Source organism: Roseateles saccharophilus (genome assembly GCF_031458095.1).
Taxonomy (GTDB): domain Bacteria; phylum Pseudomonadota; class Gammaproteobacteria; order Burkholderiales; family Burkholderiaceae_C; genus Pelomonas; species Pelomonas saccharophila_A.
Window position 1 is genome coordinate 381,995 of record NZ_JAVDXU010000004.1, and the last position, 12,602, is coordinate 394,596.

Below are 12,602 nucleotides of genomic sequence, written 5' to 3' on the forward strand. Positions count from 1 at the left end.
CAAAGCCGTCGCCCTCAAGCGGGCAGCCTTCATCGCATGAATCGCGTCCTCCTGATCACCCTCGTACTCGCCCTGGGCGTCGTCGTGTTCAGCCTGGCCGCCGGCGAATGGCTGACCCGCCCCGCCCGCGCGGCTCTCGGCGCCCCGCCACCCGGGCTGCCGGGCGAAGCCCTGCGCATCCCCTATGGCGACGGCCAGCAGGTCAGCGGCTGGTTCCTGCCCGGCCGCGCAGGCGAAGGCGCCGTGTTGCTGCTGCACGGCGTGCGGGGCAACCGGCTGCAGATGCAGGAGCGCGCCCGCTGGCTGCAGCGCGAGGGCATAGGCTGCCTGCTCATCGACCTGCCCTCGCACGGCGAAAGCAGCGGCGACCGCATCAGCTTCGGCCGCCGCGAGGCCCTGGGCGTGCAGGCCGCGCTGGCCTGGCTGCGCCACAAGCTGCCGGGCGAAAAGCTGGGCGGCCTCGGCGTATCGCTGGGCGGCGCCTCGCTGCTGTTCGCGGACCGCCAGCCCGAACTGGATGCGCTGGTGCTGGAGTCGGTCTACCCGACCATCACCGACGCCGTGCAGGACCGCCTCGTCAACCGCCTCGGCCCGGCCGGCGCCTGGGCCGCGCCGCTATTGTTGCTGCAGATCCCGCTGCGCCTGGGCCTGGGCGTGCACGAGCTGCGGCCCATCGAAGCCATTCGCAGCATCCGCGCGCCGGTGCTCGTGGCTTCGGGCACCGAGGACCGCTCCACACGCTGGGTCGAGACCGAGCAGCTTTTCAATGCCGCGCCCGAGCCCAAGCAGTTGTGGGCGGTGCCGGGCGCCGGCCATGAGGATCTGCGCGACTTCGACCGCCAGGCCTACGAAGCCCGCCTGCTGCCCTGGCTGCAATCACATCTGCGCAAAGCCCCGGTTGCATGGGGCGAAACCGATCTGGGCAAGATGGCGGCATGACCGCCCTGCCCCCGCTTTCCATCCTCGACCTGGCCCCCGTCGTCGAAGGCGCCACCACCCGCGAAGCCCTGCTGAACAGCCTGGACCTCGTCAAGCTGGCCGACGAGCTGGGCTATCAGCGCTACTGGGTGGCCGAGCATCACAACATGGAAGGCGTGGCCAGCTCGGCGACGGCCGTGCTGATCGGCCAGCTGGCCGCGGCCTCCCGACGCATCCGCGTTGGTGCCGGCGGCATCATGCTGCCCAACCATGCGCCGCTGACGATTGCCGAGCAGTTCGGCACCCTGGCCGAACTCTTCCCGGGCCGCATCGACTTGGGGTTGGGCCGTGCGCCGGGCACGGACCGCCCGACCATGCGGGCCCTGCGCCGCAGCCTGGAAACCACCGGCGAGGACGGCTTCCCCAACGATGTGCTGGAGCTGCAGAGCTATCTGGCACCCTTGAGTGGCGACGCCGTCGTGCGGGCGGTGCCAGGCCAAGGCACCGAAGTACCGATCTGGCTGCTGGGATCCAGCCTCTATTCGGCCCAGCTCGCCGCCTATCTCGGCCTGCCCTTTGCCTTCGCCTCGCATTTCGCGCCCGAGATGCTGATGCAGGCCCTGCAGATCTATCGCGCGACCTACAAGCCCAGCGCCAAGCATCCCAAGCCGCATGCCATGGTCGGGCTCAATGTCATCGTTGCGCCGACGGACGAGGAGGCGCAGTTCCTGTTCACCTCGGCCCAGCAGCGCTTCCTTGGCATGGTGCGCGGCCAGCGCGGCAAGCTGCCGGCGCCGGTGGCCAGCATGGACTCGCTGTGGTCGCCCGCCGAGAGGCTGCAGGTGGAGCGCATGTTGAGCGAAGCCGTCATCGGCTCGCCTGAAACCGTGCGCGCCGGCCTGACCGCAACAAGGGAGCGCACGCGGGCCGATGAGTTCATCGTCGCCTGCGCGGTGCATGACCATTCGCTGCGCAGGCGGTCGTACGAGCTGCTGGCGCGGCTCTGATCGGCATCGGACCCATTGCAATCAGCACCTGAAGAAATATAAATACGCGGAAATATATCCAAACAGATATAATCCGCTGTCGCCGCGCCATTCCGACTGGCCGTTCACGCCCCACCCAGGGCGCTCTTTGCGACCTTCCACGCGTCTTTGGCCGGTAGCACAGCAGCTGACCGGGCGAAAACGTGCCCCGCCGGGCGATTCAAGCCCGCAGTTCTGACTGATCAAGATTTCGAACCACTCCATCCCCATGGGCCAGTACGTCGTTTCGCCCGCGACACACCCGACCGACTGTGGCCGCTTTCGCGCCTCGTTCTCGGTTCGCCCCGCCGAGGGCAACGACGGTCGTCGCCGCGTGTTCCGCTTCGACACCACCTTTGCCTCGCGCGAAGCGGCAAGGTTGTTTGCCGTCACTCAGGGCTGGCTGCAAGCGTGCATGCCACCCCTGAACGCGTGCTGACGTCCCATCCGCTGCGAACTCCCGATTGCGGGATTCGCGGCACCGCGCCCTGACGGCGCTCCAAACACACAGAAAGCCTCAACCATGAGCAGCAAGATTTACGTGGGCAACCTGCCCTACTCGGTCACCGATTCCAGCCTGAAAAGCAACTTTGCCGAGTTCGGCAGCGTGTCCTCCGCCAAGGTCATGATGGACCGGGACACCGGCAGTTCCAAAGGCTTCGGGTTCGTCGAAATGGCTTCTGCCGAAGTCGCCCAGGCCGCCATCGCCGCACTGCACGGCATGACCGTCGATGGACGCTCCATCGTCGTGAGCCTGGCCCGTCCCCGCGAAGCCAGCAAGGATTCCAGCGGCTATAGCGCGAACGGCTACACCGCCACCAAGCGTTCGGATGTCGGCTACGGCACGGGTGGCTTCGGCGGCGGCCGCTACTGAACCCAGCGGCTCGGCATGAAAGACCGGCTCTCCCGAGCCGGTTTTTTTTCGTCCCGCGCTGACCTGGCATGCAATGGCACGCGCAGGGCTACATTGAGCTCAGCCCTCCGAGCCAATGCCAGCGCATGCAAACGCAGACCTACTACGCCGCCACGGCACCCGATCTGACCTTCCCGCCTCTGTCCGGCGCAGCCTGCGACGTGGAAGTCGCCGTGCTAGGCGGTGGCTTTGCCGGATTGGCCACGGCGCGCGGCCTGCAGGAGCGCGGCATCGCCAGCGTGGCGGTGCTGGAGGCGCAGACCATCGGCCATGGCGCCTCGGGCCGCAACGGCGGCTTCGTCTTTGGCGGCTACAGCCGCGATGCGGCCGACCTGGTGAGTGACCTGGGCCTGGCGCCGGCCCGTGAGTTCTATGCCCACAGCCGCGAAGCCGTCGCACTGATCCGCTCGCGCATCGAGAGTCATTCCATTGACTGCGACAAGGTGGAAGGTGGCGCCCTGCTGCTGAACTGGTTCAGGCACAGCCCGCGCGCCGAGCGCCAGTTGCGCGACCAGGCGCGCTGGCTGCGCGAGAACTTCGGCGTCGCCTGGGACGAGATAGCACCCGCTCAAGTGCGGCAATGGCTGGACACGGAGCGCTATGGCGGCGCCCTGCTGGAGCGCGATGCCTTCCATTTCCATCCGCTGAAATACGCCCTGGGTCTGGCCCGCGTCATCGAGCAGGCCGGCGGCCGCGTGCATGAGCACAGCGCCGTCATGGCCGTCGATCGCCTCCCCGCGGGTGGCTTCCTGCTGCGCACCGGGCAGGATGCGGCCATCCGCGCCGCCCAGGTCGTCGTGGCGGGCGGCGCCTATCTGAAGACGGTGCTGCCAGACCTGACCGGCGCGCGACTGCCGATCGCCACCTATGTGATCTCCACCGAGCCCCTGCCGTCCCATCTGCGGCCCATCCGCACGCCGGCGGCCCTGTACGACAACCGCTTCGCCTTCGACTACTACCGGGCGCTGGCCGACCACCGCCTGCTGTGGGGCGGCCGCATCTCCATCCAGGAGCGCGACCCGGCCCGCATCGCGCAGATGCTGCAGGCCGATCTGCTCAAGGTCTATCCGCAGCTGGCCGCGGTGCGCGTCGAGCACGCCTGGGGCGGCCTGATGAGCTATGCCCGTCACAAGATGCCGCAGATCGGCCGGCTCGCGCCGGGCCTGTGGTTCGCCCAGGCCTTTGGTGGCCATGGCGTGGCGCCGACGACGGCCGCCGGCGAATGGCTGGCCGAGGCCATCAGCGGCCGCGCGGACCTTCCCTCTGAACTGCAACGCTATGGATTGACGCCGGTCTTCGGCCAGGCGGGTTTGCTGGCGGCCCAGGCCACCTACAGCTGGGCCGAGCTGCGCGATGCGCTCAAGGAGAGGCTGCCCGGCTGATCACTTGATGCGCTGCTTCTCGAGCTTGCGCGCCAGCGTGCGCCGGTGCATGCCCAGGCGCCGCGCGGTCTCGCTGATGTTGAAGTCGGTCTCGGCCAGCACCTCGTGGATGCGTTCCCACTCCAGGGTCTTGATGGAGGCGGTCTGCCTCTCGGTGACTTCGACATCGGCATCACCCTGCTTGCGCGCAAACGCAGCCTCGATGTCGTCGGTGTTGGCCGGCTTGGCCAGGTAGTGGCAGGCGCCGAGCTTGATGGCCTCGACCGCCGTGGCGATGCTGGCGTAGCCGGTCAGCACGACGATGAGCACCTCCGGGTCCCAGCCATGCAGGGCCTGCACGCAGGCCAGGCCCGAGGCGCCGCCGGCGAGCTTGAGGTCGACGACGGCATGGCCCAGCTCCTCGTCGTCGGGCAGCTCATCGAGCAGGGTCTTCATGTCGTCCAGACCCGTGGCCCGCAGGCAGCGCCAGCCGCGACGCTCGAAGGAGCGGGTCAGGGTATGGGCGAAGCTGTCGTCGTCCTCGACGATGAGCAGCAGGCGGTCTTCTTCAGCGGGCATCAGATCTGGATTGTCGCGGCAGCAGCGACGCGAGCGGCAGGGTGAGCACGACCTCGGCGCCACCGCCCTCGCGGTTGCGCGCCTCCAGTTTGCCGCCCAAGGTGCGGGCCACATTGACCGACAGGAAGAGGCCCATGCCTCGGCCGGGCTGGCCCTTGCTGCTCTGGTAGGGCTCGCCGAAATGCTTGAGCCTCTCGACGTCGAAGCCGGGGCCGTTGTCGCGAACGCTCAAGCACAGGGTCTCCTCGTCGGGGCAACTGGCGACGAGCGTCAATGGCATGCCGGGTGCAGCCTCCAACGCGTTGTCGAGCAGATTGGCGACGACCTGTTGCAGCGCGCTGTCCGAAATGATCTCGAACTCGGGCAGGTCCTTGTTGCGCAGGGCCAGGTCGGCGCCGGGATGGGCCGCCCGCCAGGCCTTGGCCAGGCTCTCGGTGAAGGCCTGCAGCGTCGTCAGCCGCGGCGCCTCGCCGCGCATCTCGCCGGCCGACATCAGGATGCCGGTGACGATGGCCTTGCACCGCAGGATCTGGCGCTGCATCTCCTCGATCTCCTCGCGCAGCTCAGGCTCGGCGGCAAAGGGCGCCATATGGGCCCAGTCGCCCAGGATGACGCTGAGCGTGGCCAGTGGCGTGCCCAGCTCATGCGCGGCGCCGCTGGCCAGCAGGCCCATGCGCACGATATGCACCTCCTCGGCCGCGCGCTGCTGCAATTCAGCCAGTTCGGCGTCGCGCTGGCGCAGATTGCGGTTGATGCGCACGATGAAGACGCTGAGCAGGGCCACGTTGAGCAGAAAGCACAGCAGCAGGCCGCCCAGGTAGTTGGGCGACAGCGTCGTCGGCGACGTGGGGTCCAGCAGCAGCGGGCGATGCCATTGCGTCAGCAGCACAAAGCCCGACACGGCGCTCAGCATGACTGCCATCAGATAGGCCGGCCGCAGCAGCACGGACGCGACGGCCACCTGCAGCAGATAGAGGTAGATGAAGGGGTTGTCGCTGCCGCCGGCGAGATAGAGCTGGCCGGTCAGTACGCCGACGTCCACCAGCAGGGCGATGCAGAGCTCGATCTGCGAGACCGGTTGCGTGAGCTTGCTGCGCCAGATGCTGAAGAGGTTGAAGGCGACGAGGATGCCCAGCAGGCTCATCATCTCGGCCCAGGGCAGAGCGATGGCGAGGCCCACATGCACGACCAGCACCGTGGCGAGCTGGCCGCCGACGGCCAGCCAGCGCAGCTCGATGAGCTGGCGCAGATTGGCGCGGCCGGCGCGGCGCTCGGGCGCGACGGCGACGGGTTCGGCGGTGAGGTTCAGCGGCGTGTGGGTCAAGGCTTGGCGCGCCGGCGCTCTTCACGCAGCAGATAACCCACCGCGGCGGCCGCCATGGCCGCGAGCGCCAGCCAGGTGGCGGCGTAGACGGCGTGATTGTTGGCGAAACGGATGACCGTCAGGCCAGGGCGCGGCCAGCGCTGCGGCTGGGCGGGGTCGGCGGACTCGTCGACAAAGTACGGGGCGGCCTTGTCGGCCACGCCGAGTTGCGCCGCGATGCCGGCCACGTCGCGCGAGTACCAGCGGCCTTCGGCAGGTACGTTGCTGCGCAGCGGGCCGCCGCCGGTCTCGGTCAGGCGCAGCAGGCCGGTCAGCTCGACCGGGCCATTCGGCGCGGCGTGCTGTTCGGGCGCGCGCTGCTCGGGCGGCACGAAACCGCGATTGACGAGAACGGCTGTGCCGCCCTCCAGGCGCAGCGGTGCGATGACCCAGTAGCCGCCGCCGAGTTCCGTGATGGCCTGCACCAGCGCCTCACGCGGCTCGAACTGCCCGCGCAAGCGCACGCGCCGGTACTCGTCGGCCTTGGATGACACCAGTGGCGGCGGCACCGGTTCCGCCCGCAACTGCTGATCGACGCGGGCGATGAGGTCCTGCTTCCAGCCCAGGCGCTGGACCTGCCAGGTGGCCAGTGCAAGGAAACCGGCGCTCGACAGCGCCGCGGCAGCGATCAGTGCGAGGCGAGCGGCACGTGTCACGTCAGTCTTCCTTCCGCATTCACGATGCCGGCCGGATTTTTGCGGGCCGAGCGCTGGGCCGCTCCCGAGCCGGCCCGTCTGGCGATGTGCTTGCGGCTCAATGCCGCAAGCATCGCCGTCCCCTCGGGGGACCGACTAGGCACGCCTGCGTCCAGCAAGGCGAGACTGGGCGAGGGGCTCACATGTTTCGCATCGCCGCGGGATCAGGCGTCGGCATCATGTTGGTGTTCATGTGATACATGACCCAGACCGAGCCCGACAGCATGATGACGACCAGGGCCGCCGTGAACAGCAGGGCCAGCATGGACCAGCCCTGCTCGACCTTGGCGTTCATGTGCAGGAAATAGACCATGTGCACCACCATCTGCACGGCCGCGAAGCCCAGGATGATGAAGCCGGTCAGCTTGGGGCTGGGCAGCACCTTGGCCATGACGAGCCAGAAGGGGATGGCCGTCAGGATGACGGACAGGATGAAGCCGGTCGCGTAGCCCTTGTAGCTGACGTGGAAGTCTTGCTCGCCATCGAGATGGTCATCGTGACCGTGAGCATCATGTGCATGGCCGGCCATCACAGCACCCCCATGAGATAGACGAAGGTGAAGACGCCGATCCAGACGACGTCCAGGAAGTGCCAGAACATCGACAGGCACATCAGGCGGCGGCGGTTGGCGGGCGTGAGGCCCAGCTTTTTCACCTGCACCATCAGCGTGACCAGCCAGAGGGTGCCGAAGGTGACGTGCAGGCCGTGGGTGCCGACCAGCGTGAAGAAGCTGGACAGGAAGGCGCTGCGGCCCGGGCCCGCACCCTCGTGGATGAGATGGTGGAACTCGAACAGCTCGATGCCGAGGAAGCCCAGGCCAAACAGACCGGTGACGGCCAGCCAGCCCAGCAACTGGCCCTTCTTGCGGGCCTGCATCGCGATCATCGCGAAGCCGTAGGTGATGGACGAGAACAGCAGCAGGGCCGTGTTGACGGCCACCAGCGGCAGGTCGAAGAGGTCGGCGCCCGACGGGCCGGCCGCATAGTTGCGGCCCAGCACGGCGTAGACGGCGAACAGCACCGCGAAGATGAGGCAGTCGCTCATCAGATAGAGCCAGAAGCCCAGCATGGTGCTGCCGGGCGGATGGTGCTCGCCGCTGTGGTCGTAGTAGACCGGGGCGCCGTTCACATGGGTGGCGATGGTTGCAGACATGTCAAAGCTCTCCCGGTCAGGCGGCCAGCGCACGGGTGCGCTCGTCCTCGGTGCGGGTCACCGCATCGGCCGGGATGTGGTAGTCGCGGTCGTAGTTGAAGGTGTGCACGATGGCGGCGATGACCGTCGCTGCAAAGCTCAGGCCGGCGATCCACCACATATGCCAGATCAGCGCGAAGCCCATCAGCGTCGCCAGCATGGCGATGACGAAGCCGGCGCCGGTGTTCCTGGGCATGTGGATGGCCACGAAGCCGGTCGTCGGGCGCTCGGCGCCGCGCTGCTTCATGTCGTACCAGGCGTCCATCTCGTGGGCGATGGGCGTGAAGGCGAAGTTGTAGTCCGGCGGCGGCGAGGACGTGGACCACTCCAGCGTGCGGCCGCCCCAGATGTCGCCGGTCGTGTCGCGCAGCTCCTTGCGGCGCATCACGCTGACGGCGATCTGGATCAGGAAGGCGGCTATGCCCAGGGCCACGAAGCCCGCGCCGATGGCGGCGATGACGAACCAGATCTGCAGCGAGGGGTCGTCGAAGTGGCTGACGCGGCGCGTGATGCCCATGAGTCCAAGCACATACAGCGGCGTGAAGGCCAGCCAGAAGCCGATGAACCAGCACCAGAACGAGACCTTGCCCCAGAAGGCGTCCAGGCGGAAGCCGAAGGCCTTGGGGAACCAGTAGTTGATGCCGGCGAAGACGCCGAACACCACGCCGCCGATGATGACGTTGTGGAAGTGGGCGATCAGGAACAGGCTGTTGTGCAGCACGAAGTCCGCCGCCGGCACGGCCAGCAGCACGCCGGTCATGCCACCGACGGTGAAGGTGATCATGAAGCCCACCGTCCACAGCATGGGCACCTCGAACTGGATGCGGCCCCGGTACATGGTGAACAGCCAGTTGAAGATCTTGGCGCCCGTCGGGATCGAGATGATCATCGTCGTGATGCCGAAGAACGAGTTCACGCTGGCGCCCGAACCCATCGTGAAGAAGTGGTGCAGCCAGACGAGGTAGGACAGGATGGTGATGACGACCGTGGCATAGACCATGGACGCATAGCCGAACAGCTTCTTGCGGCTGAAGGTCGAGACGACCTCGGAGAACACGCCGAAGATGGGCAGGATCAGGATGTAGACCTCGGGATGGCCCCAGATCCAGATCAGGTTCACGTAGAGCATGGCGTTGCCGCCGAGGTCGTTGGTGAAGAAATTGGTGCCGAGGTAGCGGTCGGCGGTCAGCAGCGCCAGGGCCGCGGCCAGCACGGGGAAGCTGGCGACGATGAGCACGTTGGTGCACAGCGACGTCCACGTGAAGACGGGCATCTTCATCATGGCCATGCCGGGCGCGCGCATCTTGATGATGGTGGCGATCAGGTTGATGCCGGACAGCGTCGTCCCTACCCCCGCGATCTGCAGTGACCACAGGTAGTAGTCCACCCCGGGGTCAGGACTCGCCAGGATGCCCGACAGCGGCGGGAAGGCCAGCCAGCCGGTCTTGGCGAATTCGCCGACGAACAGCGAGATCATGACCAGGATGGCGCCGCCCACCGTCATCCAGAAGCTGAAGTTGTTCAGGAAGGGGAAGGCCACGTCGCGCGCGCCGATCTGCAGCGGCACGACATAGTTCATCAGGCCGGTCACGAAAGGCATCGCGACGAAGAAGATCATGATGACGCCGTGGGCCGTGAAGACCTGGTCGTAGTGGTGCGGCGGCAGGAAGCCGGCGTTCTCGCCGAAGGCCATGGCCTGGTGGGCCCGCATCATCAGCGCGTCGGCAAAGCCGCGCAGCAGCATGATCACGCCCAGGATCATGTACATGATGCCGATCTTCTTGTGGTCGATGCTGGTGATCCAGTCGCGCCACAGATGGCCCCAGAGGCGGAACTTCGTGATCAGGAAGAAGACGAAGAGGCCGCCCAGGGCGACGGCGATGAAGGTCGCCACGAGGATGGGCTCGTGGATCGGCAGGGCATGCAGGCCCAGGCGGCCAAAGACCGGGTGGAGCTCTTCGGGGTAGACGGGAGCGTTCATCGGCTTCTCTTAGTTCTTTTGCGCGACGCGGGTGCTGGCATCGCTCTCGACGGGCAGGCCCAGCGGGTTGGTCGGCGTGCACAGGGCCGCGACGACGGTGCGCTCGCGCTTGCCCCCCTCGGTGTCACGCCAGGGGCTGCGCAGGGTGCTGGCCAGGCCACCCTTGCCGGCGCCGCCGGCGGCGTCGATGGCCATCATCTGGCTGACGCACATCTTCTTGCCGTCGACGCAGCGGTCGACGATGGCCCCCCACAGGCCGGGCTCGACGCTGGCGTAGCGGCGCACGGCCTCCTTGGTGCTCGGCTGCTCCAGCTTCAGGTAGTCCTCGCGCGTCAGCTTGGCGCCGCCGGCCTTGTTGCCGTCGATCCAGCGGGCGAACTCTTCATCCGACAGGCCGTGGAACTTGAAGCGCATGTCCGAGAACCCGGCACCGCTGTAATGGGCCGAAATGCCGTCATAGACGCCGGCCTTGTTGATGACGGCGTGCAGCTGCGTCTCCATGCCCGGCATCGTGTAGATCATGCCGGCCAGGGCGGGCACGTAGAAGGTGTTCATCACGCTCGTGGACGTGAAGCGGAAATGGATGGGACGGTCCACGGGCGCCGCCAGCTCGTTGACGGTGGCGATGCCCTGCTCGGGGTAGATGAACAGCCACTTCCAGTCCATGGAGACGGCATAGACCTCCAGCGGCTTCACGCCTTCGGCCACCGGCCGGCCTTCGGCGATGCGGTCCAGCGGGCGGAAGGGATCCAGCTTGTGGGTGCTGATCCAGGTGATGGCGCCCAGGGCGATGATGATCAGCAGCGGCGCGCCCCAGATGACGAGTTCCAGGCGCGTGGAATGGTCCCAGTCCGGCGCATAGGTCGCCTCGGGGTTGGACTGGCGGTAACGGAACGCAAAGAACAGCGTCAGCGCGATCACCGGGACGATGATCAGCAGCATCAGCAGCGTGGACGTGACGATGAGGTTGGCCTGCTGCTGGGCGATGTCACCATGCGGCTTCATCACGATCCAATCGCAGCCAGACAAAGCGAAGCTGGCCGACAAGACCAGGGCGCTTGTGAGGAGAGACTTGTTGGGGTACATCCTGAGAGGCGCGCGAGGGTTAACGATCTTGCGTGCAGCGACGGAATGTAAGTTGATTGAGGTAAATCAACGATTGGACATTTTGTCCTAGGCAGACTCGGAGACAAGCGCGAAATGGCAGTTGCAGGCAGTACCTTTCATACCCCCCAATCCGGTCCGCTGACCACTCGCACGGACGAGGACCTGGCCCCCGGCGACATCGCGGTCGGCGTCATCATCGGCCGCGCGTCCGAATATTTCGACTTCTTCGTCTTCGGCATCGCCTCGGTGCTGGTCTTTCCCCAGGTCTTCTTTCCGTTCGCCGACCGGCTGACCGGCACCCTCTACGCCTTCCTGGTCTTTGCGCTGGCTTTCGTCGTCCGACCGGTCGGCACGCTGATCGGCATGTCCATCCAGCGCCATTTCGGCCGCTCGACCAAGCTGACCGCCGCCCTTTTCCTGCTCGGCTGCTCCACGGTCGGCATGGGCCTGCTGCCCGGCCATGCCGAAGCCGGCAGCGCCGCCATCTGGCTGCTGGCGCTGGCCCGCGTCGGCCAGGGTCTGGCCCTGGGCGGCTCCTGGGACGGCCTGCCCTCCCTCCTGGCCCTGAACGCCCCGCCCGACCGCCGCGGCTGGTACGCCATGCTGGGCCAGCTCGGCGCACCGCTGGGATTCTTCGTCGCGTCGGGCGTGTTCCTCTACGTCTACGGCAGCCTGGAGGCCAAGGACTTCCTGTCCTGGGGCTGGCGTTTCCCCTTCTTCACGGCCTTCGCCATCAACGTCGTGGCGCTGTTCGCGCGCCTGCGCCTGGTGGTCACCCACGAGTACGAGAAGCGCATGGAAGAGCACGAGCTCGACCCCGCCTATCTGCGCGAGCTGCTGCCGGCCCAGGGCCACCACATCGTCATCGGCGCCTTTGCCGCCCTGGCCAGCTACGCCCTCTTCCACCTGGTGACGGTCTTCCCATTGTCCTGGGTGACGCTGCAGGACCCGCAAGGTGCCGACGACTTCATGAAGATGGAGCTGCTGGGCGCTGCCTTCGCCGCCGTCGCCATGCCCATGTCCGGCCTCATTGCCGACAAGATCGGCCGTCGCAGCTACCTCGGCGCCATGGCCGTCGCCATCGGCGTCTTTGCGCTGTTCGCGCCCTTCATGTTGGGCGGTGGCAAGCCCGGCCAGGCGGCCTTCATCCTGATCGGCTTCGTGCTGCTGGGCCTGTCCTACGGCCAGTCCGCCGGCTCGGTGACGTCCAACTTCCTGCCCCACTTCCGCTACACCGGCGCGGCGCTGACCGCCGACATGGCCTGGCTGCTGGGCGCGGCCTTCGCACCCGTCGTCGCCCTTTTCCTGTCCTCACGCTTCGGCTTGGTGTCGCTGAGCCTGTATCTGCTGTCCGGCGTGGTCTGCACGCTGGTGGCACTGCGGATCAACAAGCGGCTGCAGACCGCGGCGGTCGTCCAGGACTGAGGCCAGCTGCCTCCCTCGAAGGCGGGCTCGGCCCGCCTTTGTTT

Annotated in this window: 13 protein-coding genes; 6 read left to right on the forward strand and 7 right to left on the reverse strand. The window is 67.1% G+C overall.

Features of this window, described 5'->3' with window-relative positions; all coding sequences use genetic code 11:
- The first annotated feature begins 36 nt into the window (after window positions 1-36).
- From J2X20_RS24375 to J2X20_RS24395, 5 genes are all read left to right on the forward strand, one after another.
- A complete protein-coding gene (locus J2X20_RS24375; protein WP_310270922.1) occupies window positions 37-939 on the forward strand; it encodes an alpha/beta hydrolase in 903 nt (300 codons plus the stop codon).
- Between the two features lie 5 nt (window positions 940-944).
- Window positions 945-1,925 carry an LLM class flavin-dependent oxidoreductase gene (locus J2X20_RS24380; RefSeq protein ID WP_310271515.1) on the forward strand — a complete coding sequence of 327 codons (981 nt, stop codon included), beginning with the start codon at window positions 945-947 and terminating at the stop codon, window positions 1,923-1,925.
- A gap of 247 nt (window positions 1,926-2,172) precedes the next feature.
- Entirely contained in the window at window positions 2,173-2,382 is a 210-nt protein-coding gene (locus J2X20_RS24385; RefSeq protein ID WP_310270925.1) for a hypothetical protein, read from the forward strand.
- Window positions 2,383-2,466: 84 nt separating this feature from the next.
- Window positions 2,467-2,817 carry an RNA recognition motif domain-containing protein gene (locus tag J2X20_RS24390; RefSeq protein ID WP_310270928.1) on the forward strand — a complete coding sequence of 117 codons (351 nt, stop codon included), beginning with the start codon at window positions 2,467-2,469 and terminating at the stop codon, window positions 2,815-2,817.
- A 125-nt stretch (window positions 2,818-2,942) separates the two neighbouring features.
- Entirely contained in the window at window positions 2,943-4,238 is a 1,296-nt protein-coding gene (locus J2X20_RS24395; protein ID WP_310270931.1) for an NAD(P)/FAD-dependent oxidoreductase, read from the forward strand.
- Here J2X20_RS24395 and J2X20_RS24400 read toward each other — a convergent pair whose 3' ends face one another.
- The 7 genes from J2X20_RS24400 to cyoA form a co-directional block, all read right to left on the reverse strand.
- Window positions 4,239-4,796 (reverse strand): response regulator transcription factor, encoded by a 558-nt coding sequence (locus J2X20_RS24400; RefSeq protein WP_310270934.1) that lies wholly within the window; start codon window positions 4,794-4,796, stop codon window positions 4,239-4,241.
- Window positions 4,786-6,120 (reverse strand): ATP-binding protein, encoded by a 1,335-nt coding sequence (locus J2X20_RS24405; protein ID WP_310270937.1) that lies wholly within the window; start codon window positions 6,118-6,120, stop codon window positions 4,786-4,788. The genes J2X20_RS24400 and J2X20_RS24405 overlap by 11 nt, the downstream gene beginning before the upstream one ends.
- Window positions 6,117-6,815, reverse strand: a complete 699-nt coding sequence (locus J2X20_RS24410) for an SURF1 family protein (protein WP_310270939.1) — start codon at window positions 6,813-6,815, stop codon at window positions 6,117-6,119. Before J2X20_RS24410 ends, J2X20_RS24405 begins: the two co-directional genes overlap by 4 nt.
- A gap of 178 nt (window positions 6,816-6,993) precedes the next feature.
- Entirely contained in the window at window positions 6,994-7,383 is a 390-nt protein-coding gene (gene cyoD, locus J2X20_RS24415) for a cytochrome o ubiquinol oxidase subunit IV (protein WP_310270944.1), read from the reverse strand.
- Window positions 7,383-8,006, reverse strand: coding sequence for a cytochrome o ubiquinol oxidase subunit III (gene cyoC / locus J2X20_RS24420; RefSeq protein WP_310270947.1), 624 nt, complete (start codon window positions 8,004-8,006; stop codon window positions 7,383-7,385). Before cyoC ends, cyoD begins: the two co-directional genes overlap by 1 nt.
- Window positions 8,007-8,022: 16 nt before the next feature.
- Entirely contained in the window at window positions 8,023-10,026 is a 2,004-nt protein-coding gene (gene cyoB, locus J2X20_RS24425) for a cytochrome o ubiquinol oxidase subunit I (RefSeq protein ID WP_310270949.1), read from the reverse strand.
- 9 nt (window positions 10,027-10,035) lie between these two features.
- Complete coding sequence (gene cyoA, locus J2X20_RS24430) at window positions 10,036-11,112, reverse strand: ubiquinol oxidase subunit II (RefSeq protein WP_310270952.1); 1,077 nt, start codon at window positions 11,110-11,112, stop codon at window positions 10,036-10,038.
- 114 nt (window positions 11,113-11,226) lie between these two features.
- On the opposite strand from cyoA, the gene J2X20_RS24435 reads away from it, so the two are divergent.
- Entirely contained in the window at window positions 11,227-12,558 is a 1,332-nt protein-coding gene (locus J2X20_RS24435) for an MFS transporter (protein ID WP_310270955.1), read from the forward strand.
- The last annotated feature ends 44 nt before the right edge of the window (window positions 12,559-12,602 follow it).

Excerpts from the sequence above, each read along its gene's own strand:
- J2X20_RS24390 (WP_310270928.1), top strand. The coding sequence starts at position 2,467 with ATGAGCAGCAAGATTTACGTGGGCAACCTGCCCTACTCGGTCACCGAT.
- cyoC (WP_310270947.1), bottom strand. The coding sequence starts at position 8,006 with ATGTCTGCAACCATCGCCACCCATGTGAACGGCGCCCCGGTCTACTAC.
- cyoD (WP_310270944.1), bottom strand. The coding sequence starts at position 7,383 with ATGGCCGGCCATGCACATGATGCTCACGGTCACGATGACCATCTCGAT.
- J2X20_RS24395 (WP_310270931.1), top strand. The coding sequence starts at position 2,943 with ATGCAAACGCAGACCTACTACGCCGCCACGGCACCCGATCTGACCTTC.
- J2X20_RS24400 (WP_310270934.1), bottom strand. The coding sequence starts at position 4,796 with ATGCCCGCTGAAGAAGACCGCCTGCTGCTCATCGTCGAGGACGACGAC.
- J2X20_RS24385 (WP_310270925.1), top strand. The coding sequence starts at position 2,173 with ATGGGCCAGTACGTCGTTTCGCCCGCGACACACCCGACCGACTGTGGC.
- J2X20_RS24375 (WP_310270922.1), top strand. The coding sequence starts at position 37 with ATGAATCGCGTCCTCCTGATCACCCTCGTACTCGCCCTGGGCGTCGTC.
- cyoA (WP_310270952.1), bottom strand. The coding sequence starts at position 11,112 with ATGTACCCCAACAAGTCTCTCCTCACAAGCGCCCTGGTCTTGTCGGCC.
- cyoB (WP_310270949.1), bottom strand. The coding sequence starts at position 10,026 with ATGAACGCTCCCGTCTACCCCGAAGAGCTCCACCCGGTCTTTGGCCGC.
- J2X20_RS24435 (WP_310270955.1), top strand. The coding sequence starts at position 11,227 with ATGGCAGTTGCAGGCAGTACCTTTCATACCCCCCAATCCGGTCCGCTG.